Below are 25,024 nucleotides of genomic sequence, written 5' to 3' on the forward strand. Positions count from 1 at the left end.
GTTATGGGATGTATTCGCCCCAAATAAAGGCATCTGCTTCTGATATGGCGAGCTTTTGTGCCTCATATAAATATTATTCTATCATTATCGTCGGACACGTGCTGAAATTGCAGATATTATGGGTACTTATTGCTGTGGAATGGAAATTCAATACTAAAGTAAGCCATTGAAAAATTGGTGTTCATGACATCGGTGTACAAGAATACAACAAAGTATATTCATCTGGATTTTTTGGAGTAAACCGAAAATGAAAGACCCTGGATCTGTCACGGACTTGCAGAATGCGGTTACAAGAGAGCGATAAGCCAGGGGACGTTTGGGCACAAAGGAAGAGCGAGAAGCGGGCGGGGATCAGTGGTCTGGTGATGATATCCGGTAAAAAGCAAAAATAAATACCCCTTTGGAGCTGCGCTTTAAAGGGGTATTGGTTTTCTTGGGCGGATCGCGGGTTAAACGGGATAAAACCACGAGAACAGGCTGTCTTGCAGGCGTTGACCGGTCATCAGCCTCGGACTGCAGAATAGGTGTTTGGCGGAGACGTATAGGGGTCGAACCTACCACAGACCGTAAAGCCTGCCACCGGTTTTGAAGACCGGGCGCCACACCGGTGACGAAACGTCTCCGCGTAATTCCCTGTATGATAAGCGAAAATGATAAATCACGCAAGTGGACGGTGTGATCTTTTCAAAGTGCCTTTTTGCCATTGCCAAACCATAAGCAGGCATTATATGTGAAAAAAGGTAATGCCGGTGAGCGTGGAGTCCGTCCATTTGACAGCGGCTATGTGCAGGTAGTATTTCTCTGCTTGCGTGGGCCTATGTCCGGGTCCTGGCCGCGCGTTTCTGCGCGCGGAAAACGTAATGGAGGCAATGTTGAACCAGATGAGTCGCAACCTGATGCTATGGGCTATTATCGTCCTGGCGATGGTTATGCTTTTTAATATGTTCCAGCAGCCGCAGGGCGTAATGCAACGGGTGCCTTATTCAGACTTTCTGAATCAGGTCGAGGGCGGGCAAATATTGTCTGTTACGATGCAGGGTCATACGCTCACAGGTAAAACATCAGACGGCAAGACTGTTCAGACATACGCTCCGCAGGATCTGGGGCTCGTCAACCGCCTTATTGAAAAAAAGGTGGAGGTCAAGGCGGAACCGCCTGAAGAACAGCCATGGTATATGACCCTGCTGGTTTCGTGGTTCCCCATGCTGCTTCTTGTTGGCGTGTGGATTTTCTTTATGCGCCAGATGCAGGGCGGCGGCGGCAAGGCCATGAATTTTGGCCGTTCTCGCGCGCGCATGCTCAGTCAGGACAGCGCACGGGTCACTTTTGCCGATGTGGCCGGGGTGGATGAGGCCAAGGACGAACTGGCAGAAGTTGTGGAATTTCTGTCCAATCCCAAAAAATTTACCCGCCTTGGCGGGCGTATTCCCAAGGGTGTTTTGCTTGTGGGGCCTCCCGGTACGGGCAAGACCCTTCTTGCGCGTGCCGTGGCCGGTGAGGCGGGGGTTCCCTTCTTTTCCATTTCCGGCTCGGACTTTGTGGAAATGTTTGTGGGCGTGGGCGCTTCGCGCGTGCGCGATCTTTTTGTACAGGGCAAAAAAAATGCCCCTTGCCTTATCTTTATTGACGAAATTGACGCCGTGGGCCGTCAGCGCGGAGCCGGGCTCGGCGGCGGGCACGACGAACGCGAACAGACCCTGAACCAGATGCTGGTTGAAATGGACGGCTTTGAAAGCAATGAGGGCGTCATCCTCATTGCCGCCACCAACCGTCCCGACGTGCTGGATCCGGCCTTGTTGCGCCCTGGCCGTTTCGACCGCCAGGTGGTCGTGCCCACGCCCGATCTGCGGGGCAGGCGCCGTATCCTTGAAGTCCACACCAAGCGCACGCCCCTGGCTGGCGATGTGGATCTGGACGTTCTGGCGCGCGGCACGCCCGGTTTCTCCGGCGCGGATCTGGAAAATCTGGTCAACGAAGCGGCTTTGCAGGCCGCCAAGCTGAATCAGGACAGACTGGACATGCACGATTTTGAATATGCCAAGGATAAAGTGCTCATGGGCCGCGAGCGGCGCAGCCTTATCCTGTCAGATGATGAAAAGCGCATCACCGCCTATCATGAGGGTGGTCACGCTCTGGCAGCCCGCCTGCTGCCTGGGGCGGACCCGGTGCATAAGGTTACCATCATCCCGCGGGGCCGCGCTCTTGGCGTGACCATGCAACTGCCCGAAGAAGACCGCCACGGCTATTCGCGCTCGTACTTGCGCAATACCCTTGTGGTGCTGCTGGGCGGCCGGGTGGCTGAAGAGCTTATTTTTGATGATATCACCACCGGCGCTTCCAACGACATCGAACGCGTCACGCGCATGGCCCGCAAGATGGTGTGCGAGTGGGGCATGAGCGAAGCCGTCGGCACGCTGGCCATCGGTGAAACCGGTGAAGAGGTCTTCATCGGGCGCGAATGGGTGCAGAACAAGAACTTCAGCGAAAGCACCGCGCGTCTGGTTGACTCTGAAGTCAAGCGCATCGTCGATGAAGCTCACGAGCGCTGCACAGTGCTGCTCAGGGACAATGAGGAAGCACTGCACCGCATTGCGCAGGCCCTGCTTGACCGCGAGACCATCACGGGCGAAGAGCTTGATCTTCTGATGGAAGACAAGGAACTGCCGCCGCTGGACAGCAATGGCAAGCCCATGAAGTATTCCGAAGCGCCGAGCCGTCCCGGCAAGGGCAACGGAAAGGGCAAAAGCGACGCCGCCGACGCTTCCTCTGCTGCTTCCGCCGGCAAGCCTGCCGAGTTTACTCTTGAGCCTGACTCGGTGGATGGTTCCGTCGCGCCTCATGAAGCGCCCACATCGGCCGGAGGCGTTGAATCACGACCCGGCGAATCCGCAGACCAGAGCGAAAAAGACGACAACAAGCGACAGCAGTAATGAAAAATGCATTCCCGGAGGCGTCAAAGGACGCAGCCTGGTACGTTAAAGGGGGGCGGGCGTTAAAGACGCCCTCCCCCTTTGGCGTTATGGGCATTGTCAACCTTACGCCAGATTCATTTTACGACGGAGGCGTGCACCACATGCCGCCCGCCGGTCTTGAGCATGCCCTGACCCTGCTCGAACAGGGCGCGGACATTCTGGATCTTGGCGCAGAATCCTCACGGCCGGGCGCGGCCGAGTTGCCGCCGGATGAAGAAATACAGCGTCTTGCGCCTGTACTTATGGGATTACGCCGCCACGCCCCCTGGGCAACCGTTTCGGTCGATACTTACCACGCGGCCACAGCCGCGGCTGTGCTGGAGCAGGGCGCGGCCATAGTCAATGATATTTCAGCCTGCGCCTTTGATCCCGGCCTGCTGGACGTGCTTGTGCAGTACAAGCCGGGCTATGTGCTCATGCACAGCCAGGGACGCCCGGAAACCATGCAGCATAGTCCGCACTATGAGGATGTCCGGCGCGAGGTTCGGGAGTTTTTTGAGCGCAACCTTGCGCGGCTGGTCCGGGCAGGGCTGCCGGAAAACCGCATTGTGCTTGATCCCGGCATAGGGTTTGGCAAAACCCTGGCGCACAATCTCGAACTGCTGGCTCACCCTGAAGACTGGCTCGGCTTTGGAAGGCCCGTGCTTATGGCCCTGTCAATGAAGTCGGTCTTCGGCGGTCTGCTGTCGTTGCCCCCGGCGCGTCGCGGAGCCGCCACAGTGGCTGCCACGGCGCTTTTGCGTGCCAGGGGCATATTCTGGCACAGGGTGCACCATGTGGCTGAAGCCAGGCAGGCGCTTGCGGTGGCCACTGCCTTTGGTGGATTTCAATAACAATTCGTTATTGTTAAAAAAGGAAAAAGCATGGCATCTGACCGCCACTCGTCAAAAACAACATTCGATGCCGTGCGAAAATCCAGAACCTTTCTGGGCGTGTTCACAGTGAGCCTGTGCTGCTGTCTGGTGGCGGTTTTTTTTCTCGTGCAGCGCCGGGTGCAGGTGGAATTTTCCCGCCTGGAAAATATGATTCTGGCTCAGAGAGATGACCTGAGGGCAGAGCTTACCGGCCTGCTGTTCAAAACGCGGGCACTGGCCGCTCTTGTTGTTCAGAATGACGGGCATGTGGCCGGTTTTGACGAAGTTGCAAAGTTCCTTGCCAACAGTAAAAGCATCGACATTTTTGCACTGGCCCCAGGTGGGGTGATTTCGCATGTCTATCCACTCAAAGGGCACGAATCTCTGCTGGGAATGAACCTCTTTGATTCTCCGTTCGGCGGTGCATTTATTGCTTCCCAGGGCAATGACGGCATCAGTGTTTTCGGCCCCCTGCAATTGCCTGACGGCACAAACGCGCTGCTGGGCGGCCTGCCGGTGTTTTTGACGAATGCAAAGGGCCAGAACCGGTTATGGGGACTGGCGGTCATCGCGCTCAAGTTTCCTCAACTGCTGGATGTCGCTGATCTTGATCTGCTCGAAGAACAGGGTTTGAGCTATGAGATACTGCGCTACGATCCCCAAACCAAGCAGCGCGTGCCCATTTCTGCCAGTGACCGCCCTTTTGACGAGCACGCTCCGCACCTGAACATGGCCATACAGATATTCGACGCCAACTGGCAGTTTCGCATCTCGTCCAATGAAGCATGGCATGAATCTTTCGAAAACTGGCTGTATATCTTTTTCGCCGCAGTGCTCAGCCTGTTGCTTGCCTCCCTTGCCCAGAAAAACCGTGACCTGGCCGAGGCCCACCACCGCCTTGAAGAAATGGTGTATAAAGACACGCTTACCGGCGCCCTTAACAGGCGCGGACTTTTTTATACCATGACGGCCCGCGCGGCGGAAGCGCAAGATAAAAAATTTATCTTGTATTACCTTGACTTAGATCGTTTTAAAGATGTTAATGATACCTATGGACATAAAGCCGGCGACCGAGTATTGCAACATTTCGCATCTGTCATACAGTCCGTTGCGCCGCCAGACAGCGTTTTTGCCCGTATGGGCGGCGATGAATTCATTCTGGTGCTGTTCAGCGCGTATACAGAAGCGCAGATGACTGCCGCGCTGGACAAGGCCGCCGCAACACTGGCAAACGGCCTGCCCGATGAGGGGCTGGCCGTGCCTATCATTTTCAGCGTGGGCAGGGCAGGGTATCCTGAAAACGGGAAAACGCTTGACGAGCTGCTCTCACGGGCCGACAGGGCCATGTATCTGGACAAGGAACGCCGTCGGCAGCATACGCGGCAGGTCGCCCGGTAGGGCAGCACCGCTGGCTGTCATTCAGGCGAAAGTGTGAAAACGGAAGACCGAACCGCCCGGCGTCATGGCCTGGCGGACGCGGCCATATAAGTTCTGATATCTTCAGGTCAAGGATCATATACGGTGCTGGACAATATACCCATTGAATGGCGCGATCTTCTGGATATAGGCGTGGTCAGCGTGCTTTTGTACCAGCTTATCCAGCTGGTGCGCGGCTCACGCGCCCTGGCTGTACTGACCGGCCTTGGCGTGCTGACCCTCCTGTTCTTTTTTGCCAAGGCCATGGGGCTGTATACGCTGAGCTGGCTTTTGCAGCATATCTTCAGTTCCCTTTTCATTCTTATTGTGGTCATTTTTCAGTCCGACATCCGGCAGGCTCTGGGCGAAATGGGCACGCGACGTCTGTTCCACCGCAAACAGCTTCTGAAGGACGGCGTTGAAGAAGTGGTCATGGCCTGCGTGGAAATGGCCCGCCTGCGCGTGGGCGCGCTTATTGTCGTTGAGCGCAGCATGCGCCTTGGCGATATGATCAAGCGCGAAGGCGTGCGCGTTGACGCGCAGCTTTCGCGGCAGCTGCTCATGAACATTTTTTATCCCAAAGCCCCTCTGCACGACGGCGCAGTGGTCATCAGCAACGGAAGGCTCATGGCCGCCGCCTGTATCCTTCCCCTGGCCGAGGCCAAGGGGCAGAGCTTCGGCACCCGCCACAGGGCGGCGCTGGGAGTAACGTTGGAAACTGACGCCGTAACCATTGTCGTGTCAGAAGAGCGGGGCGAAATTTCTGTGGCCATGAAGGGCAAACTTATGCGCGCCCTGGATGCTGCCCGTTTGCGTGAGGTTCTCAATGAAGTTCTCTAGTTCCTCCCGGCGTTCGCTGCACCTTATGTCCATGCTGGTGGCCGTTCTGGCCGCCGTGAGCATGTGGTACGTGGTCAGCGTGCGTGAACGCGTTGAAGCCCAGCTTGAAGTCACTCTGGATTATTACGGCATACCGGCCAACCTCGTGATTACCGATGGCCTCGTAAACAAGGTTATGGTCCGCCTGCGCGGGCCCGAAACCCTGTTGCGGTCCGTGACGCAGGGCAAGCTGATACAGGCTGTTGACCTTTCCCATATCAAAAAAGGCGTTACTGTGGTGCCCCTGACCGCCGAACATCTGGGGCCGGGTTTTCGCGCTTTTGAGCTCATCGACGTGCAGCCGCCGCGTATTGTGGTCAAGGCTGACAATCTGATAGAACGCTCGGTTCCTGTTCGCGTTGCGGTGGGTTCGTCCCTGAGCAACGGCGCGCTGACGGTGGAAAACGTCAAAGTCAGCCCGTCCAATGTTATTTTACGCGGGCCAGAGGCCGTAGTGGAAGACATTGCCAGTGTGCCGGTGCCCATTCAGGCTGACCCCAAGGCCGCTGGCAGCACGGTGCAGCAGGTGGTTACCCTGGACACGCCAGGGCTCGTCACGCCCATACCGCCGACGGTCAAGGTGCAGTACAGCATCACAAGCGGCCGCACTGAAGTGACCCGTAGCTGCAAGATAGAAGTTCTGGCTGAAAACCGCCGTCAGTACACGGTGACGCCGGCGGAAATCAGCGTGCACGTTGAGGTGCCGGAGGCTCTGGCCAAAAATGCCCAGTACTTCAAGCAGCTGGAAGCTACGGTCAGCCCGCCCGATATGGTTGAAGGGGAGAGCCGAAAGGTTGAAATACGCTTTCGCCTGCCAGAAGGCATGACGCTCTTGAACCCCGGCACAGAAGAAGTTACGGTAAGCCGCAAGAAAAAATAGCCCGGCCTCCCGGTATGTTGCAGGGGGTTGGAGGCCGCTTTGCGGCCTGAAGGAGATGGCATGGCCGATCGTCTTTTCGGCACCGATGGTTTGCGCGGCACGGTCAACAATTATCCGATGACCGTGGATGTGGCCTTGCGCCTGGGGCTGGCCGCCGGGGTGCGCTTCCGCCGTGGGCAGCATCAGCACAAGGTGGTTATCGGCAAGGATACGCGGCTTTCGGGCTATATGTTCGAATCAGCCCTCACGGCCGGTCTGTGCGCCGCGGGTATGCAGGTCATCATGACCGGGCCGCTGCCGACGCCCGCCATATCGTTTCTGACGCGCAGCATGCGGGCGGACCTTGGCGTGGTTATTTCGGCTTCGCACAATCCTTTTCACGACAATGGCATCAAGTTTTTTGACGCTGACGGCTACAAGCTGCCCGACCTGGCCGAGGATGAAATATCCGCCATGGTGCTGGACGGGAACTTTTCCTGGCCCTATCCCGACTCCCGTGGCGTGGGCCGGGCCACCAAGATCGAGGATGCCGGCGGCCGGTATATCGTGTATACCAAGAGCTGTTTTCCGGCGCACCTGACGCTGTCCGGCCTCCGCATTGTGGTGGACTGCGCCAACGGCGCCAGCTACAAGGTCGCCCCCCTGGCTCTGGAAGAACTTGGGGCCGAGGTCTTCCGCATCGGCACAAACCCTGACGGCACCAATATCAACGAGCATTGCGGCTCGCTCCATCCCGAAGTGGTGGCCGCCAAGGTTCGCGAGGTGCGGGCGGACGTGGGCCTGGCTCTGGATGGCGATGCCGACCGTCTTATTGTTGTGGATGAGCGCGGCGTCATTCTGGACGGCGACCAGATCATGGCCCTGTGCGCCCAGGCCATGATGGCCAGGGGAGAGTTGCCGGGCAATTTGCTGGTGGCCACAGCCATGAGCAATATGGCCCTGGAAATCTTCATGGGTGAGCACGGCGGCCGACTTTTGCGCACCAAGGTTGGCGACAGATACGTCATGGAAGCCATGCGCCGTGATGGAGCCATGCTCGGCGGCGAACAGTCCGGGCATCTTATTTTCCACAAATACAGCACAACGGGTGACGGCCTGCTGGCCGCCTTGCAGATACTGCGCATCATGCGAGAGAAAGAGCGCCCCCTCTCCGAACTGGCCGGCCTGCTGACGCCTTTTCCGCAAAAGCTCATCAATGTGCGTGTTGAAAAGCGTCTGCCCTTTGAAGAACGCCCGGCCATTGGCGAAGCCGTGGCGCAGGTGGAGAAGGAACTGGGCGGGCGCGGCAGGGTACTCTTGCGCTACTCCGGCACTGAAGCCCTCTGCCGAGTGATGGTGGAAGGCGAAAATGCGGACAAGGTGCGGGAATATGCCGAAGACCTTGCGCAGGTGGTCGCGCGCGAGCTGCGCTAAGGCCCATGCGTGTCGAGACATCTTCTCGACACTTTTGGCGCGCCCGCTGCGCCGCGTAACAGTGCGGCCATGTGGCGCTTACGGCATGACGGCGAGCGTCTGCCCACGCGGTGTCAGAGCAACTCCAAAGTGAAACCGCGCCGGCGCGGGGCGGTATCCTGGTGATTTTAGAGCGGTTTACGAATGAAATGAGTTAACTGCTCTGCAAGGATTTTCAGGAAAATCCTTGCCACGAAATGCGAGCAGGCAGGCTTTTGCCTGCAGTACACGAGCATTTCAAGTGTTAAATGCTCTAGTTGTCCGGCCATTGTGCCTGCAACCAGGAACGGGACAGCGGATTTTTCGTGTATGCCGGAATTTTTGCGGCGGCTCCGCGCGTCGGTCGTGGTTGCCTGCAACGAAGTTTTCGCATCCCAGATCCGCGCCGCTGCACTTCGGTTGTTGCATCCGTTCCGGTTTTGATCGAATATATAGCAAGCTAAACAAACAGCGGAGGCGAGCATGAAGGATATTCGCAAGGTTATTATTCCCGTAGCCGGATGGGGTACGCGCTCATTGCCCGCGACCAAGAATATTCCCAAGGAAATGCTGCCCATCTATAACAAGCCTGTCATCCAGTATGTGGTTGAGGAGGCCCAGAAGGCCAATATCGAGGATGTGATCTTCGTAACCAACCGCGACAAGAGCGTTATTGAAGACCATTTTGACTACAACCTGCAGCTGGAGTCCGTGCTGGAGCGCGCCGGAAAGCTGGACAAGCTTGCCGAAGTTCGCAAAGTGGCTGAAATGGTCAACATCATGTCCGTGCGCCAGAAAAAGCAGCTCGGCCTTGGCCATGCGGTACTCTGTGCACGCGAACTTGTGCGTGATGACCCCTTTGCCGTCATGGTGGGCGATGACCTCATGTTTGGCGGGGTGCCCGGCATCGCACAGCTTATCGACGTGGCCATGGCGGAAAAAATGCCCGTCATTGGCGTGATGGAAGTGCCGTGGGAAAAGGTCAGCCGTTACGGCATCATCGAAGGTGATGAAGTGGCACCTGGCGTGTTCAGGGTCAAGAACATGGTGGAAAAGCCCGCCAGGGAAAAAGCGCCTTCCCGCATGGCCATTGTGGGACGCTATGTGCTTACGCCCGATATTTTTGACTATCTTGAAAAAGTCACCCCTGGGCATGGCGGTGAAATTCAGCTAACCGACGCCCTCCAGGCCCTGGCGCAGGACAAGGGCATGATGGCGGTACGCATGTCAGGCATGCGTTTTGACGCGGGCGACTGGGCTGAATTTTTGACGGCCAATATTTATTTTGCCCTTCAGGATGAAGAATTGCGCTACGATTTGCTGAACCTGCTCAAGAATTTTGTCCAGTTTCACTAGACAGCGTCATCACGAGCGCCTTTCCAGTTATCTCTGCGTCGAACTTCGCCTTTTATTCCGGTCGAGTACCGTCAGAGTACACTCCCTGCATAACAGGCTCGTTCTCCTGGATATAACTGGAAATTCATCTCGTGGCGACACTGTCTAGGCAACGTCATGTTGGGATGCTTTGTGGGGGAGGGACCCTTTTGCAAAAGGGTCTCCTCCCCCACGCCCCCACCCCCTAAAACCTTTATGTTTGGATAGTGCCAGAGCCGTTCAATTTTGAAATGCCCTGGAGGGTGCACGCCATCTGGCAGTGCGCAGCCCGCAGCCTGCAGCCCGCCCCGGTAAATGATAGTCTCTTTGGGAAGCACTGATTAAAGAGCCTCCTGGAAACGCGCAGTTGTTTCGTTTGGCAAGGCGCGATCTTTTTTTGAAGCAGGAGTGGACTCTTCCGTCCTCGACTGTTTCAAAAAAAGTGAAGCAACGCCGCCAAACGGAATAAATCAGCGTTTCCTTTGGTATTCTCCCCCGACCTTGCGGTTGGGGGAGGCTTGCTTTCCCCCCGGTATTGGTTAACTCTGCCCCACATGTACGCCAGCATCGCTCTTCTGAGTCCCCCTTATGCTACCCTGAGCTACGCTCTGCCGCCGGAATTTCCCCAGGATTTCTGGCGACCCGGCCTGCGTGTGGCCATACCCCTTGGGCGGGGCGAAAAGGCCGCCCTGCGCGCCGGGGTGGTGCTTGAAACCAGCGAAAGCCTTGATTTGCCCGAAGGCGTGGCCTGCAAGAGCGTCTGCTGGCCTCTTGAGGAACAGCCCCTGCTTACGGCTGATCTGCTGGCCCTTGCCCAGGACCTCGCCCTTCGGCAGGCGCTGAGCCCCGGGCATATCCTTGGCCATGCGCTGCCGCAGGGCCTGCGCCTCACGCGGGTACGGCTGCGGCTTCTGCATGAAAAGGGCGCTGCCTCATGGCCGCTGGCCCGCATCCGGGGAGCGGATGATGCCACGCGGCGCGAGCTTGCGCAGGCTTTGGCACAGGGCGCGGCAAGGCTGCTGCCCCCGGGATCAGACGCCGCCAGCGAAGAATTTTGTGTTTTACGCGTGGATCCGCCCTGGCCAGTGCGCCCTTCGGCGTCACGGCAGCTGGAGGTGCTGGAATATCTTCTCGAACACGGGGCCGTGAGCCGCCGAAACCTTACGCGCGCCCTGGGGCAGGGCGTCGGCACGCCCCTGCAGTCGCTGTTGTCCGCGGGTCACGTTGCGTTGACGCGGCAGGACGCCGAAGATGAAGTGGAGGCCGTGGAGCAGAGCCTTTTGCCGCCCCCGCCCGCCCCCTTTACCCTGAATGACGATCAGGCAGCTGCCCTGGGCGACATGAGGGCCGCGCTTGAGGCAGCCCAGAGGGGAAAAAAGGCGGCGTCACGCCTGCTCTATGGCGTGACCGGCAGTGGCAAAACCGCTGTGTATCTTGAACTGGCCCGCGCGTGCCTTGCGGCGGGCAAAAGCGTGCTCCTGCTCGCGCCGGAAGTGGCGCTGGCCTATAAGCTGCGGCGTGACGCCAGTTGCGCCTTGCCGGATGTTCCGCTTTTTTTCCATCACGGCTATCAGTCGCCGGCCCGGCGTGAGACGACGTACAGGCAACTGGCGGCCCGGCAGGAACCCTGCCTTGTGGTGGGCACGCGCTCGGCCCTGTTTTTGCCGGTGCCGCATCTGGCCTGCGTGGTGCTGGACGAGGAGCATGACGCCTCCTTCAAGCAGGATGAAAGTCTGGCTTATCAGGCCAAGGAAGTGGCCTGGTTTCGCATGGCCCAGACCCACGGCCTGCTGGTGCTGGGATCGGCCACGCCTGACCTTAAAACATTTCATGCAGCGGAAAGCGGCTTTCTGCCCGTGCTGCGTCTGCCCCGGCGCGTGGGCGGGCGCGATCTGCCCCCCGTTGAACTGGTGGACATCAGTTCGCTTTCTCCCGCCGCCACGACGGAAGACGGACTTCTGGCCCCGCAGAGCGAGCAGGCCCTGCAGGCGGTCATCAGCAGGGGAGAGCAGGCTGTGGTTCTGCTCAACCGCCGTGGCTATGCCCCGCTCATGTACTGCCTTGACTGCGGGCGCACACTGCGCTGCCCGCACTGCGAAATAGGGCTGACCTATCATAAGGGACGCGAAAAGCTGGTTTGCCATTATTGTGGCTACTCCCGGCCTTTTCCGTCTCCCTGCCCGGAGTGCAAGGGCATGAATTTTCTGCCCATGGGCGAGGGTACAGAGCGTCTGGCCGAACGCCTGAGCGTGCTGGCCGGCGGGCCTGTGCTGCGTCTGGACAGGGACAGCACTCGGCGTCCGGGGCGGATGGAAGAGATTCTGGCGGCCTTCGCCCGGCAGGAATCCCCCATTCTTGTGGGCACGCAGATGCTTTCCAAGGGGCATCACTTTCCCAACGTGACCCTGGCGGTGATTGCGGACGGCGACCTCGGGCTCAACCTGCCCGACTACCGCGCGGCAGAGCGCACGTTTCAGTTGCTGGTGCAGTCGTCCGGCAGGGCGGGGCGGGGCGACAAGGCCGGACAGGTGCTTATCCAGACGCGCGATGTGAACCACTATTGCTGGCAATATGTGCGCGAAGCCGATTATGAGGGCTTTTACGCCGCTGAGCTGGCCCGTCGCAAACTGCGGAAGTATCCGCCCTTTGTGCGGCTGGCGCTCATTCGCATTTCTCACGCTGTGGAGGACAGCGGCGGCGCGGCGGCCCTGAGCGACCTGGCCGCCGCCATGCGCGGACGGGCTGCGGAGCTTGGCCTGCAACTGCTGGGGCCCGCTCCTGCGCCGCTGGCCTTGCTGCGGGGCCGCCGCCGTTATTCCTGCCTTGTGAAAGGGCAGGATTGGCAGGCCATACGCGCCCTGTATTTTTTTGCCTCAACACAAAAATCTACCAAAAACCTACGACTTTTTCTTGACCTTGATCCTGTAAATATGTTGTGAATGGCAATTGCATTTTGCAGGCTGTTAGTGGGGCTGGCCGTCTTCCCGTACCGGAAACAGGACGGCTGTTTATCCAGTGCTGTCCGCCCGCCTGAGGGCAATTTCAAACCGTTCGTGAGAATGGCTTGTCTGGCGGCGTCTGGTGTTTTCTTGAGCACAGGCCGTTACGGCGTAAGGTCATGGGGGGGAGGATGAAGGTTTTTCGCGCATTGGCGCTGATGCTGGCGCTGGTTTTCTGCTGTTCGGGCACAGTGCGGGCCGAGGGTTTCGCGCTCAATGAATGGAGCGCGCGCGGCGTGTCCCTTGCCGGCGGCCTCATAGGGCGTGCCGACGATGTTTCCACCCTCGCCTATAACGCGGCGGGCATAACGCAGGTGCCCGGCACCCATGTTATGGGCGGCCTGGCCTTCATTGCGCCCATGGGCACCATTGTGGCCGATATGGACAATTCGGGCACAAAGTACGCATCCACCAAGCCCGACGTGTGGCTGGCCCCGCATGGTTTTGTCAGCCACCAGTTGAATGACAATGTCTGGCTGGGTTTTGCCTCCTTCAGCCGTTTTGGCCTGGGCAACTCCTTCGACAGCAATTGGGTCGGCAGATACAATATGTATGACATCGGCCTGAAAACCATGTCCTTTGTCCCCACCCTGGCCTATAAGGTCAATGATACGCTTTCCCTGTCCGTGGGTGCTGAAGTGATGAACGCCCATGTTTACAGGGGCAGCAAGATTCCCACTATGCCCACGCTTACCTCGAAACCCTTTGACAACGACCTGCAGCTTGAAGGCGACGGTTGGGGAGTTGGCGCGCACCTTGGCATGCACATGCGCTTCAATGACCAGTGGTCCATGGGGCTGTCGTACAAGAGCCAGGTCACGCTCAATCTTTATGGCGACGTGGATTTCAGCTATGAGGGCGACAGCATCCTTACCCGAGCAGGCACTCTGCCCGTGGCCCGGGACCGCAGCGCCAACGCCACCTTGCAGCTGCCCGACTCCATTGCCTGGGGGCTCGCGTATAAACCGCTTGAGAATCTGAGTTTTGAAGTGGGTACGGTCTTTACCCGCTGGTCCACCTATAATGCCCTGAACATCAACATGGGCAACGACTATTCCTCAGTCAACAACAAGGAATGGCGTGACGGCTGGAATTTCAACGGCAGCGTCGAGTACAAGCCTCTGGACTGGTGGAGCCTGCGTGCCGGCGTCGCCTATGAAACCCCGGTGGTCAACGAAAGTTACAGCGATTACATGATGCCCACCAATGGCCGTACCATCATGAGCCTTGGCACCGGCATCACCTGGAACAACTGGACAGTTGATCTGGCTTATGCCCATTTGTGGATCTACCCTGTGGACTATGACAATACCAGTTCCTCAGGCATCCGTGGCTCCACAAGCCATATCACGGGCGGGCACTCTGAAAATGTGCAGGCCAATATTTACATGTTCTCGGTGGGGTACACCTTCTAAACTTGCATCTTTTCCAAGATTTTTATGCGGCCCTGAAAGGCCGTATCAGGGTCATCATGAATGCCCCGGTCTGACATTGCCAGGCCGGGGCATTCTTTTTTGGGGCTTTACTCAATTGCCGTAATCGTGTGAAACTGGAGCAAACTGCCTTTGCGGATATACGCTCTCAAAGGTTGAAAACGCCCGCATCGGCGCATGTCAGTGCAAAAATGAAGTGCTCACGCCTATACGGGAGCGCCTGCCCATAGAGCCGCCAGGCAGTTTCAACGTAAACCTGCTCTGCCCCACCGACAGGTTGCTGGCGGAAACAGCAGGGCGCTTTCAGGAACCGTTGCCGCAGGGGTGTGTTTTTTTGCAATTTTTATGGTCGTTGGCTTTCTGGCGCAAACCCACGTTTCAGATGATGGGCGGCGCTGGCGGTCACGCGTAACCCGAAACCAAAAGGATGATGTTGCCATGAGAAAGCACGTAAAAGCCAATGTCAGCTGGGTTGGTTATATAGACTGGGAATTGAAGCACTTTCACGGAGACGAATACTCCATCATCAATGGCTCAAGCCAGAACGCCTATCTGGTTGAAGAAGAAAAAACCGTACTCATTGATACGGTATGGGCGCCGCATCGATTTGAGTTTATTGAAAATCTCAAATCAGAAATTGACCTTGCAAAACTGGATTGCGTGGTGGCCAATCACGGTGAAGTGGACCATTCCGGCGCGCTGACAGAGCTTATGAAAGAACGTCCGGATTTGCCCATTTACTGCACAGCCAATGCCGTTAAAAGCCTTGAGGGGCAATACGGAAAGCACGGCTGGAATTTCAACGTGGTAAAAACCGGTGACACCCTTGATGTAGGCAATGGCAAGAAGCTCGTATTCGTCGAAATGCGCATGCTGCACTGGCCTGACAGCATGGCGACCTATCTTACTGGCGACAACATCCTTTTTTCCAATGATGCCTTTGGCCAGCATTTTGCCGTTGAAGGTCTTTTTAACGACAAGGCCGATCAATGCCTGCTTGAAAAAGAGGCAATGAAATACTATGCCAATATTCTGAATCCCTTTTCTACCTTTGTAGCTAAAAAGCTTGAAGAAATTTCCAGCCTGAATATTCCCATAGACATGATAGCCCCAAGCCATGGCGTCATCTGGCGCGACAAGCCCATGCAGATTGTCGAAAAATACGCGCAGTGGGCGCAGGACTATCAGGAAGATCAGCTGACCATTGTTTACGACACCATGTGGGAGGGCACCACGCGGCTTGCGCATGCCATTGCGGAGCAGGCCGGAAAGCTCAGCCCCGATACAGAGGTCAAGGTATTCAACATCTCCAAAACAGACAAAAATGAAATCATGACCGAGGTGCTCAAGTCCCGTGCCATAGCCGTGGGCTCCCCAACGGTCAGCAGCACCATTTTGTCCAGCGTGGCTGGCTGGTTGCACTTCCTGGCATCATTGAAGTTCAAAAATAAAAAGGCCGCTGTGTTCGGCTGTTACGGCTGGAGCGGCGAGGGCAACAAGGTGCTGCGCGAAGAACTCGCCAAGGCGGGCTTTCAGGTTGTGGACGAAAACATACGTTCCCAATGGAATCCGGAAAAAGAGGATCTTGATAAAAGCGAAGCCATAGTACGGGCATTGCTGGCATAGAGTCTTTTACCTTTGAAAAATCGGACATGCTCCAAGGCTGCTTTTTCGTGCAGCGTTGGAGCATGTTTCATTTTTTAAAAGCAAAATACTTCAACGTGTTCAGGGGCGTACCAGAATCTTGATGTGCTGGTCCTTGTTGTTGATGAGTTCCAGAAAGCCTTTATCGAGAATGTCCTTGAGCTCAATCTTGCCGGTAATGAGATTTTCAGCCCTGATGATGCCCTTGGCCATGAGAGCGGCCAGGCCCTTGAAGTCGTCCAGCGTGTAGGCCAGGGTGCCCATGACGCGCTTGTCGGTGCCGCTGAGGCTGAAGAAGTTGAAGGAGCTGGGCTCTTCAAAAATGCCCACAATGATCGCCAGTCCCGTGTTGCGAAGAACGTCGATGGCCAGGGGGCCGGTCATCTTGTTGCCGATGCATTCAAAGGACACGTCCGCGCCTGAGCCGCCGGTGAGTTCCTTGATGGCGGCCACCGGTTCGCATTCCTTGGGATTGATAATGACGTCCGCCCCGCATTCCCTGGCTTTTTCAATGCGCGCCTTGGACATTTCCACCACAATGATCTTGCCCGCGCCCGCGGCTCTGACGGCCATAATGGTGCCAAGGCCGATGGTGCCCGCGCCGAGCACAACCACGTTAAGCCCCAGTATGCTGCCAGCCATGCGGACGGCCTTGAAGCCCGTGGCCAGCGGCTCCATGACGGCTCCGGCCTCGGCGCTGACGCCTTCGGGCAGAACGTAGCACAATTCGGCGGGCACGTTCACAAGGGAGGCAAAAGCCCCGTCATTGTGCAGGCCGGTAAAGGCCAGTTTTTCGCAGACGTTGTAGCGCCCTTCGCGGCAGGGTTGGCATTCGCCGCAATGCTGACAGGCATCGGGGGCCACCATGTCGCCTACCTTGACGTCGGTGACGCCCTCGCCAACGGCAACAACCTTGCCGGTAAATTCATGACCCAGAATGACGCTTCCCTGTTTGCCGGTGAGCGGGTGGGGAGCGTTCACAGGAATAAAGATGGGGCCAGCCAGGTATTCATGCAGGTCAGACCCGCAAATGCCGCACCACTCGACCTTCACCTGCACCCAGCCGGGGGCCGGAGGGGAAGGAAGAGGCACCGTTTCAACCCGCACATCTTTTTTGCCGTGCCACACCGCGGCTTGCATGCTCTCCGCCATAACGACCTCTCTCGTAAAAGGGTGTATGATGCCCTTCCAATTGCACAGGTCGTGCCTTAGAGCAGTTTCACTTTGAAATTGCTCTGGCGGATGCGTGAGCAGACGCCCGCCGCGGAGGCGCAAGCGCAATTTGTTTGCGCGGTTACGCGCCGAAGCGGGCGTCTTGGAAGCATTGAGGATGGATATTTTCAATGCGAAAATGCTATAAAGATGGCCGTTGGTGCGGATTTTTCGTAATAAGGCCGGGAAACGGCGTGTCTTCTCGATAGAGAAAAAATGCACATGTCGATTGTCATACCAGGTGCAGGATTGTTGTTCCATGCCCGAACACAATTCGCTCTGCGCTGTGCGGGTATGGAACAGCCTGAACGCCCCTCCGCCCGGAAGTCCGATAAGCGGATTACCGGGCGGAGCAGAGATCGGGAGGTTGCCAGCAAAAAAGACGGCGGATCGGCGGGATCAGTTGCAGTGATCTATTTTGCGCAGTTTCGCGTAAAGCGTGTTGCGCCCTATGCCCAAAGCCTTGGCCGCTTGCAGCATGTTTCCCTTGTAGTGGGCCAGGGCCGCCTTGATGGCGTGGGCCTCAATGCTGCCCAGGTTGAATTCCGTCATGCGGGGCAGGGCGGCAACGGTACAGTCGCCGCCAGCGGCCTGCGGCTCATGCCGGGCATGCAGGGTGGCGGGCAGGTGTTCGGGAAGGATACAGCCGCCCTGGGCCATATTGACGGCAAATTCCATGCTGTGCACAAGCTGGCGCACGTTGCCGGGCCAGGCGTAGTCCTCCATAATGCGCAGGGCCTCGGACGAAATGCCGCCAAAAGGCTGGCCGTAGTTGCGGCACAGTCGGCGGCAGTGGTGTTCCGCAATGAGGCCGATGTCGTCCTTGCGCTCGCGCAAGGGGGGAATCTCAAGCGCCAGCACGTGGATGCGGTAAAAAAGGTCCTGGCGAAAACTCCCTGAAGCCATAAGCTGGTCGAGATCCCGGTTGGTGGCCGTGATAAGCCTGAAGTCCACCTTGATGTTCTGTTTGCCGCCCACACGGGTCACACAGCGCTCTTCCAGCGGGCGCAGCAGGTTGACCTGCATTTCCAGGGGCATTTCCGATATTTCATCCAGAAAAAGCGTGCCTTTTTCGGCCAGTTCGAACTTGCCTGGACGGCCCTTTTCCGCCGCGCCGGTAAATGCGCCCTTTTCATAACCAAAAAGTTCGCTCTGGATAAGTTCGCGGGGCAGGGCGCCGCAGTTGACTGCCACAAAGGGGCCGTCAGCCTGTACGCTGGCCTGATGGATGGCTCTGGCGAAAAGTTCCTTGCCTGTGCCGGTTTCGCCATACAGCAGTATGGCTGCCGGGCTTTGGGCCATATGCCGGGCTCTGGCCACGACGCTGGCCATTTTTTCGCTGCGGTACAAGATGTCGCCAAAGGGGCGGGGCTCTTCGCGGCGGCTTTGGCGGACGGGCATCGGCAGAACGCGTGGGGCCTCGGCCTGCAGAGTGATTATGGAATGGCGGCTTTCAGTGCCATTGGCCATAAACGACACGATCCGGGCGCTGATATCCGGGTTGGCCGTGCAGTGCAGCGGCACGCTTTCGGCATTGTTCTGCCGCCATTGCGCGTGCGCGGGGTTGCTGAAAAACATGTCGGCACGGCAGTCGCGCAGGTCGCCCGCATAACGCAGCATGTGGGAGGCGAGGATATTGGCGTAGCTTATGCGGCCCTCGTCATCCACCATGAGTATGCCTATGGGCATGGAACTGAACAGGGTGTTCAAGAGGCTGCGCGACTTGTTTTCCATATTGGCCAGCGAGGCGTTGAGCAGAAGGCGCTCAATCTCGCGGGCAGCGCCCATGACCAGCCACAGGGCATGGCTGTGGTCGGCGCTGGTGGGGCCGGAAATGTCAAAGCAGCCCCACAGGTCGCCAAATGGCGTGAAAATGGGAGCCGCTGAACAGCCCCAGGACTGGTGGCTGTTGCAAAAGTGTTCCACTCCCATGACCTGGGCCGGCGTGCCGTCATTAATGGACAGACTGATGGCGTTGGTGCCCACGCTGAGCTCAGACCACACGGCCCCCGGCCCGAAATGCAGGCGGTCGGCTTCCAGCAGAACGTCCTTGCTGCCACAGGTGCGCAGGATGCGCCCCTCGGCGTCAGCCACCGTAATAAGCAGGCCCCTTGCCTTTATCTGGTCATATATCTGCCGCTCCACATCCGCCGCCAGGTCCGCATAAATATCGGCCAGCGGCTCAATCTGGGCCATGGGCGTGAACTCGCAACAACGGGGCGAAAGAGGGTCGACGCCCATGTCGCGGCAACGCTGCCAGGATGCGGCGATGGGCCGGGGCAGTGTCGGATCGTCGATATGGCCCGTTCTGATGAATGTTTCCCATACATCTCGCCTTTGCTTGCCGCTTGAGGAGCCGCCGCCGAGCAAAAGCCCCGGGCGTGGGGATTTGGATGTTCCTCTGGGTTCTTGCCGCATTTCAAAAACATCACCGTTGCGCTGCAATACGTACATACCCTTCTCCTCTTGCCGCGATCACGTGGCGTCCACCGCCTGCGGCTGGCCACACTGTGGCTTGTTCCGCGAGACCGTCACGCGCCCGGCCAGTATGATCTGACGTGCCCACCACATGTGACGGTTTTGTGTATGCAGGAACAAATCTGGTTGGTGTAAGTACTACCTTAGTATTTTGAAAAAATGAATAGGGTATTCGTGGTATTTCATTAGATAGCTGCAACTATCATGGCAGAATTATGTAATGTTTTTATGTTGAAGTGTTCTGTATTTGGTATGCTGTCATGTAAAAATGTTCCATTTTCGAACACTTTTACTGTGCATTGGTGCTAATAAGCAAAATTATATTTAATTTTAGCGTGTTATAAAATGGCATCAGAGTTGCACAAGTTAATTACGATCAGCAAATGGATGGGCCGGGTCGGGGCTTTTGCCTGTAAAAGAATGCATTACGGCTGGTGCGGGCCGCCCCGGAATACGAACGTACCGTCTGTCATAAAAAATCGCTCCATATGAGGAGGTTTGAGGATGGCCTACGAAGTGCAGATGCCCAAATGGGGCCTGACCATGAAAACCGGCAAGATAGCGCGCTGGCTTGTGTCAGAAGGCGGCGCGGTGGAAACGGGGCAGCCGCTTTTGGAGGTGGAGACCGACAAGATTACCAATGTGGTGGAATCTCCCGCCAGTGGCGTGCTTTTACAGATAGTTTCCCCTCAGGGCGAAGTGGTGCCGGTCATGCAGGTCATCGGCGTCATTGGCGCAGCCGGTGAAGCCGTGGCGGCGCAGCCCTCAGCCAATGCCGCCGCCTCCTCCGCAGCTCCCGCCAAGGTGGAAAAAGCTCCTGCTTCCGGAGCGGCCGTCAAAGCCTCCGGCGAGTCCGTACGGGCCATGCCCGCCGCGCGCAGACTGGCTGCGGAACTGGGCGTGGACCTTGCCTCGGTGCAAGGGTCCGGGCGTGACGGGGCTGTGACCGAAAAAGACGTGCGGGCAGCCCACGAAGCCGCCCAGAAGGCTCCTGCCGCTGGGGGGTCCGCCCCGGCGGCCTCCGGTTCCTGCGCGGGTTCCGCGTCTTCCGTGTCTTCCGGCCCCGGCTGCGAAGACGAAATTGTGCCCATGGACGGCCTGCGCAAGCTCATAGCCGACAATATGATGGCCAGCCTTCAGGGTGCTGCCCAGCTTACGGTTTTTGTGGAAGCCGACGTGACCGAAATGGTGGCCCTGCGTGAGAGCATGCTGGCCCGCAACAAAAAGAACCCAGATTATCGGCTTTCCTACAACGACATCATCGCTTTTGCCGTGTGCCGCGCCCTGCTGCGCCACCCCATCATGAACAGTACCCTGCGGGAAGACGGCATCCACCTGCACAAACACGTCAATCTGGGCATCGCCGTGTCTCTGGATACCGGCCTCATTGTGCCCAATGTGAAAAGCGCCGACACCTTCAGCCTTGAGCAGCTCAAGGAAAAGGTGCGTGACGCGGCTTCGCGCGCCCGCAAGGGCGGACTTTCCATGGACGAGATATCCGGCGGCACCTTCACCATCTCCAACGTGAGCATGCTTGGTGTCGACGGCTTTACGCCCATTCTGAATCCGCCGGAAACGGGCATCCTTGGTGTTGGCCGCGTGGTGGAAAAACCGGGCGTGTTCGAGGGTGAAGTGTGCGCGCGCAATATGATGACGCTTTCGCTCACCTTCAACCATATGGTCACCGACGGCGGCCCGGCCATGAGCTTTTTGCGCACTCTGGCGGACATGCTGGAAAAACCGGTGCGCATGCTGGGCTAAGCCCGAGCGGACAAAGCGAGGAAACCATGCTGCAACGCTACATTGTTGAACTCGGCACCGGAGCGGACCTGCACGGCGCGGACATGACCAAGGCCGCCAGGCGCGCCGTGAAGGACGCCATTTCGCGGTCCTGTCTCTGCGGTCTGGTTGAAGTGCTCGGCCGCTCGTCTTTTCAGGGGGTACACGTGCACGCTGAAATCGCCGTGCCCGACCCTGCGGGCGTGGACGTGGAGGCCGTAAAAACCGCCATACCCATTGGCGATAAAAGCGTGACCATTGTTTCCGGCGGATTGCGCGTTCCTGGTCTGGAAGTGCCGATTTTCGGACCGGGATGCAGCGATATTGTGATGGCCTGCGCGGCTCTTACCGTGTCGGTCTATGTGGATTGAACAGGCACTGATCAAGTAAAGGAGGAGAGCATCATGAAACATCCCGACAAGAAGGTCTTGCTGGAAATGTTCAGCACCATGACCAAAATCCGCCTTTTTGAAACCGAACTGCAAAAGTTCTTCGCGGCGGGCAAGATTCCCGGGTTCGTTCACCTGTATCTCGGCGAAGAAGCCGTGGCCACGGGAGCCTGCGCGGCTCTTAAAAAGACGGACATGATCACCAGCACCCACCGTGGGCACGGTCACTGTCTGGCCAAGGGCGGCGACCTCAAGCTCATGATGGCCGAAATCTACGGCCGCTCCACGGGCTACTGCAAGGGCAAGGGCGGATCCATGCACATCGCCGACTTCAACATCGGCATTCTTGGCGCCAACGGCATCGTGGGCGGCGGCGGCCCCCTGGCCGTGGGCGCGGCCCTGAGCTGCCAGTACAAGAACAACAAGGGCGTGTGCGCCTGCTTCTTTGGCGACGGCGCGTCCAACCAGGGCACCACCCAGGAAGCGCTCAACATGGCCAGCGCCTGGAAGCTTCCCGTGGTCTTCATCAATGAAAACAATGGATACGGCATCTCCTGCGCCCAGCACAGGGCCATGGCCATCACCGATATCGCCGACCGCGCGGCAGGGTATGACATGCCCGGCGTTGTGGTTGACGGCAACGATGTTCTGGCTGTCTACGAGGCCGTGACCGAAGCCGTGGAACGGGCGCGCAAGGGCCATGGCCCCTCGCTTGTTGAATGCAAGACCTACCGCTGGCGCGGTCACTTTGAAGGTGATGCCTGCGTCTATCGTTCCGAACAGGAGCTGGAAGAATGGAAGGCCAAGGATCCCCTGCCGCGTTTCGCGGCCAAGCTGATTGACTCTGGTCTGGCCACCCAGGCGGAACTGGACGCCATCACCGCCTCGGTGACAGCCGATGTGGAAGCAGCCGTGAAGTTCGCCGAAGACAGCCCCTTCCCCACTGAGGCCGACCTGCTGGAAGACGTATACGCCTGACGCTCCGGAGCATCATCCGGAACGGCGGAGTAATTTAGGGAACCACCTTCATATTTTCATAATGGAGAAAGATATGGCCATCAAAACCTACCTGCAGGCGATCAACGATGCCATGCGCCAGGAGATGGAGCGGGACGAAAATGTGTTCATCATCGGTGAAGATGTGGGCAAGTTCGGCGGTTGTTTCGGCGTGACCCAGGGCCTTTTCGACACGTTCGGCGAGCGCCGCGTTCGTGACACCCCCATTACCGAAAGCGCCATTGTGGGCGCCGCGGCGGGCGCCGCGGCGGCCGGTCTGCGGCCCATTGCCGAACTCATGTTCGTGGACTTCATCGGCGTAGCCATGGACCAGCTTTTCAACCAGGCAGCCAAGATGCACTACATGTTCGGCGGCAAGGCCAAGGTGCCCATGGTGCTGCGCATGCCCCAGGGCGCGGGCGTCAGCGCCGCGGCCCAGCACTCCCAGTGCCTGGAAGCCTGGTTCATGCATATGCCAGGAATCAAGGTCTGCATCCCCTCCACCCCTGCGGACGCCAAGGGCATGCTCATCAGCGCCATCCGCGACGACAACCCCGTGGTCTTCCTTGAGCACAAGCTGCTCTACGGCGTGGAAGGCGAAGTGGACGACGCTGTTTATGAAATCCCCCTGGGCAAGGGCGAAATCAAGCGCGAAGGCAGTGACGTGACCGTGGTGGCCACGTCCCTCATGGTGCACAAGGCTCTGGAAGCCGCCGAAAAGTTGGCCGCCGAAGGCATCAGCGTCGAAGTGGTCGACCCCCGCTGCCTCGTGCCGCTGGACAAGGACATCATCCTTGATTCCGTCAAAAAGACCCATGCGCTGGTGATTGCCCAGGAAGCGGTGAAAACCGCCGGGGCTGGCGCTGAAATCGCCGCCATGGTGGCCGAGGAGGCTCTGGACTATCTGGACGCCCCCATCGCGCGCGTGGGCGCTCCCTACTGCCCCGTGCCCTTCAGCCCTCCGCTGGAAGCGGCCTACATTCCTTCTGCGGAACAGATTGTGGCCGCGGTCAAAGGCCTTCGCTAAGAGCGGAGCAACCGTTGCTCCAGGGAAACGCTGATTTATTCCGTTTGGCGGCGTTGCTTCACTTTTTTTGAAACAGTCGAGGACGGAAGAGTCCACTCCTGCTTCAAAAAAAGCTCGCGCCTTGCCAAACGAAACAACTGCGCGTTTCCAGGAGGCTCTTTAATCAGCGCTTCCTTAAATGCTCCAGCAGATATGGCCGCAGGTACGGCCTGCGGCCGAAATTTCCACCGGAGTTCACGTGAAAGCAGCCATTATCGCCAATCCGGCTTCAGGCAAGGACATTCGCCGCATAGTCGCGCACGGCAGCGTCTTCGACAATCAGGAAAAGGTGCGCATGGTGCGCCGCATCCTGGTTGGTCTGGCCGCTGCCGGAGTGCGGGATGTTCTTTACATGCCCGAGGGGTACGGCATCGTGCCCCGCGCCCTCAGCGATCTGGAAACCCTTGAGATGCCTGTAAACGTGACTCCGGTGGATATTTACCTGCACAACACACAGCAGGATACGGTCAATGCCGCCGCCCTCATGCAGGGAGCGGGCGTGGCCGTCATCATCGTGCTTGGCGGCGACGGCACCAGCCGCGCCGCCTGCAAGGGCGCGCGCAACACGCCGCTGCTTCCCCTTTCAACAGGCACAAACAATGTTTTTCCCATCATGACCGAAGCCACGGTGGCGGGTCTGGCCGCGGGCGTTCTGGCCTGTGGCGGCGTTTCTGTGGGCGAGGGCTGTACCGAGGTGAGCCTTCTGGAAGTTCTGGTGGACGATGCGCCGGTGGACATCGCCCTGGTGGACGTAGCCGTGTCGGACAATCTTTTTGTGGGGTCGCGCGCCCTGTGGGACATGAGCGACGTGAGCCAGCTCTTTTTTTCGCGCTGCAACCCCGCGTGCATAGGATTTTCCGCCATTGGCGGCCAGCTGGACAGCATCCGGCCGGAAGAGCCGCGCGGGTTGGCCCTGGATATTGATCCCGATTTCGCCTGTCGCGTGCGTGCGGCCATCGGCCCCGGCCTTTTTGCCGATGTGGGCGTGTCCGGCATGCACAGGATGCTGCCCGGCGACGTCATCCCCGTGCGTCAGTCGCCCTGCACCCTGGCGCTGGACGGCGAGCGCGAGGTTGAGGTGCGCAAGGGCCAGCGGGCCGGGGTCAGGCTGTCGGACGACTGGCTGCGCGTGGTGGATGTGCAACGCACGCTCGAATACGCGCGCCAGCGTGGACTGTTCATGCGTGGGGCGCAGGTCTGCTACTCCCGCTAGGGTTTGCGG

General features: G+C 58.3%; 18 protein-coding genes and 1 tRNA gene. 16 read left to right on the forward strand and 3 right to left on the reverse strand.

Annotated elements, in window-relative coordinates:
• Positions 1-529: 529 nt before the first annotated feature.
• Positions 530-623, reverse strand: a tRNA-Sec gene (locus tag ACZ5DH_RS02360).
• Between the two features lie 249 nt (positions 624-872).
• Between ACZ5DH_RS02360 and ftsH the strand changes: the two genes are divergently transcribed.
• From ftsH to ACZ5DH_RS02415, 11 genes are all read left to right on the forward strand, one after another.
• Positions 873-2,930 (forward strand): ATP-dependent zinc metalloprotease FtsH, encoded by a 2,058-nt coding sequence (gene ftsH / locus ACZ5DH_RS02365; protein WP_464256492.1) that lies wholly within the window; start codon positions 873-875, stop codon positions 2,928-2,930.
• Positions 2,930-3,805, forward strand: coding sequence for a dihydropteroate synthase (gene folP, locus ACZ5DH_RS02370; protein ID WP_464255555.1), 876 nt, complete (start codon positions 2,930-2,932; stop codon positions 3,803-3,805). The genes ftsH and folP overlap by 1 nt, the downstream gene beginning before the upstream one ends.
• A 30-nt stretch (positions 3,806-3,835) precedes the next feature.
• Positions 3,836-5,224 carry a sensor domain-containing diguanylate cyclase gene (locus ACZ5DH_RS02375; RefSeq protein ID WP_464255556.1) on the forward strand — a complete coding sequence of 463 codons (1,389 nt, stop codon included), beginning with the start codon at positions 3,836-3,838 and terminating at the stop codon, positions 5,222-5,224.
• Positions 5,225-5,350: 126 nt separating this feature from the next.
• Positions 5,351-6,082 (forward strand): diadenylate cyclase CdaA, encoded by a 732-nt coding sequence (cdaA, locus tag ACZ5DH_RS02380; RefSeq protein ID WP_464256493.1) that lies wholly within the window; start codon positions 5,351-5,353, stop codon positions 6,080-6,082.
• Entirely contained in the window at positions 6,069-7,001 is a 933-nt protein-coding gene (locus ACZ5DH_RS02385; RefSeq protein ID WP_464255557.1) for a CdaR family protein, read from the forward strand. The genes cdaA and ACZ5DH_RS02385 overlap by 14 nt, the downstream gene beginning before the upstream one ends.
• Positions 7,002-7,061: 60 nt before the next feature.
• Positions 7,062-8,414 carry a phosphoglucosamine mutase gene (gene glmM / locus ACZ5DH_RS02390; RefSeq protein WP_464255558.1) on the forward strand — a complete coding sequence of 451 codons (1,353 nt, stop codon included), beginning with the start codon at positions 7,062-7,064 and terminating at the stop codon, positions 8,412-8,414.
• 501 nt (positions 8,415-8,915) lie between these two features.
• Positions 8,916-9,788 (forward strand): UTP--glucose-1-phosphate uridylyltransferase GalU, encoded by an 873-nt coding sequence (gene galU / locus ACZ5DH_RS02395; protein ID WP_464255559.1) that lies wholly within the window; start codon positions 8,916-8,918, stop codon positions 9,786-9,788.
• A gap of 572 nt (positions 9,789-10,360) precedes the next feature.
• Positions 10,361-12,745 carry a replication restart helicase PriA gene (priA, locus tag ACZ5DH_RS02400; RefSeq protein ID WP_464255560.1) on the forward strand — a complete coding sequence of 795 codons (2,385 nt, stop codon included), beginning with the start codon at positions 10,361-10,363 and terminating at the stop codon, positions 12,743-12,745.
• A 191-nt stretch (positions 12,746-12,936) separates the two neighbouring features.
• Entirely contained in the window at positions 12,937-14,220 is a 1,284-nt protein-coding gene (locus tag ACZ5DH_RS02405) for an OmpP1/FadL family transporter (RefSeq protein ID WP_464255561.1), read from the forward strand.
• 214 nt (positions 14,221-14,434) lie between these two features.
• Entirely contained in the window at positions 14,435-14,650 is a 216-nt protein-coding gene (locus ACZ5DH_RS02410) for a hypothetical protein (protein ID WP_464255562.1), read from the forward strand.
• Between the two features lie 26 nt (positions 14,651-14,676).
• Complete coding sequence (locus tag ACZ5DH_RS02415; RefSeq protein ID WP_464255563.1) at positions 14,677-15,864, forward strand: oxygen-binding di-iron domain-containing protein; 1,188 nt, start codon at positions 14,677-14,679, stop codon at positions 15,862-15,864.
• A 99-nt stretch (positions 15,865-15,963) separates the two neighbouring features.
• On the opposite strand, the gene ACZ5DH_RS02420 is transcribed toward ACZ5DH_RS02415, so the two are convergent.
• Both ACZ5DH_RS02420 and ACZ5DH_RS02425 read right to left on the reverse strand, forming a co-directional pair.
• Complete coding sequence (locus ACZ5DH_RS02420; RefSeq protein WP_464255564.1) at positions 15,964-17,034, reverse strand: 2,3-butanediol dehydrogenase; 1,071 nt, start codon at positions 17,032-17,034, stop codon at positions 15,964-15,966.
• Between the two features lie 459 nt (positions 17,035-17,493).
• Positions 17,494-19,548 (reverse strand): sigma-54-dependent Fis family transcriptional regulator, encoded by a 2,055-nt coding sequence (locus ACZ5DH_RS02425; RefSeq protein ID WP_464255565.1) that lies wholly within the window; start codon positions 19,546-19,548, stop codon positions 17,494-17,496.
• A gap of 528 nt (positions 19,549-20,076) precedes the next feature.
• On the opposite strand from ACZ5DH_RS02425, the gene ACZ5DH_RS02430 reads away from it, so the two are divergent.
• The 5 genes from ACZ5DH_RS02430 (at position 20,077) to ACZ5DH_RS02450 (ending at position 25,015) form a co-directional block, all read left to right on the forward strand.
• Positions 20,077-21,333, forward strand: a complete 1,257-nt coding sequence (locus ACZ5DH_RS02430) for a dihydrolipoamide acetyltransferase family protein (RefSeq protein WP_464255566.1) — start codon at positions 20,077-20,079, stop codon at positions 21,331-21,333.
• A 26-nt stretch (positions 21,334-21,359) separates the two neighbouring features.
• On the forward strand, positions 21,360-21,722 hold the full coding sequence (locus tag ACZ5DH_RS02435) for a Lin0512 family protein (protein WP_291302889.1): 363 nt from the start codon (positions 21,360-21,362) through the stop codon (positions 21,720-21,722).
• Between the two features lie 33 nt (positions 21,723-21,755).
• A complete protein-coding gene (locus tag ACZ5DH_RS02440) occupies positions 21,756-22,718 on the forward strand; it encodes a thiamine pyrophosphate-dependent dehydrogenase E1 component subunit alpha (protein ID WP_464255567.1) in 963 nt (320 codons plus the stop codon).
• Positions 22,719-22,791: 73 nt separating this feature from the next.
• Positions 22,792-23,763, forward strand: a complete 972-nt coding sequence (locus ACZ5DH_RS02445; protein ID WP_464255568.1) for an alpha-ketoacid dehydrogenase subunit beta — start codon at positions 22,792-22,794, stop codon at positions 23,761-23,763.
• 238 nt (positions 23,764-24,001) lie between these two features.
• Complete coding sequence (locus tag ACZ5DH_RS02450) at positions 24,002-25,015, forward strand: ATP-NAD kinase family protein (RefSeq protein WP_464255569.1); 1,014 nt, start codon at positions 24,002-24,004, stop codon at positions 25,013-25,015.
• Positions 25,016-25,024 lie beyond the last annotated feature (9 nt).

The organism is Desulfovibrio simplex, from assembly GCF_055387835.1.

What these genes read in the sequence shown, in the direction of transcription:
- ACZ5DH_RS02445 (WP_464255568.1), top strand. Translation starts at nt 22,792, where the DNA reads ATGGCCATCAAAACCTACCTGCAGGCGATCAACGATGCCATGCGCCAG.
- galU (WP_464255559.1), top strand. Translation starts at nt 8,916, where the DNA reads ATGAAGGATATTCGCAAGGTTATTATTCCCGTAGCCGGATGGGGTACG.
- priA (WP_464255560.1), top strand. Translation starts at nt 10,361, where the DNA reads ATGTACGCCAGCATCGCTCTTCTGAGTCCCCCTTATGCTACCCTGAGC.
- ACZ5DH_RS02440 (WP_464255567.1), top strand. Translation starts at nt 21,756, where the DNA reads ATGAAACATCCCGACAAGAAGGTCTTGCTGGAAATGTTCAGCACCATG.
- glmM (WP_464255558.1), top strand. Translation starts at nt 7,062, where the DNA reads ATGGCCGATCGTCTTTTCGGCACCGATGGTTTGCGCGGCACGGTCAAC.
- ACZ5DH_RS02375 (WP_464255556.1), top strand. Translation starts at nt 3,836, where the DNA reads ATGGCATCTGACCGCCACTCGTCAAAAACAACATTCGATGCCGTGCGA.
- ACZ5DH_RS02405 (WP_464255561.1), top strand. Translation starts at nt 12,937, where the DNA reads ATGAAGGTTTTTCGCGCATTGGCGCTGATGCTGGCGCTGGTTTTCTGC.
- folP (WP_464255555.1), top strand. Translation starts at nt 2,930, where the DNA reads ATGAAAAATGCATTCCCGGAGGCGTCAAAGGACGCAGCCTGGTACGTT.
- ACZ5DH_RS02435 (WP_291302889.1), top strand. Translation starts at nt 21,360, where the DNA reads ATGCTGCAACGCTACATTGTTGAACTCGGCACCGGAGCGGACCTGCAC.
- ACZ5DH_RS02385 (WP_464255557.1), top strand. Translation starts at nt 6,069, where the DNA reads ATGAAGTTCTCTAGTTCCTCCCGGCGTTCGCTGCACCTTATGTCCATG.
- ACZ5DH_RS02420 (WP_464255564.1), bottom strand. Translation starts at nt 17,034, where the DNA reads ATGGCGGAGAGCATGCAAGCCGCGGTGTGGCACGGCAAAAAAGATGTG.
- ACZ5DH_RS02425 (WP_464255565.1), bottom strand. Translation starts at nt 19,548, where the DNA reads ATGTACGTATTGCAGCGCAACGGTGATGTTTTTGAAATGCGGCAAGAA.
- ACZ5DH_RS02430 (WP_464255566.1), top strand. Translation starts at nt 20,077, where the DNA reads ATGGCCTACGAAGTGCAGATGCCCAAATGGGGCCTGACCATGAAAACC.
- ACZ5DH_RS02415 (WP_464255563.1), top strand. Translation starts at nt 14,677, where the DNA reads ATGAGAAAGCACGTAAAAGCCAATGTCAGCTGGGTTGGTTATATAGAC.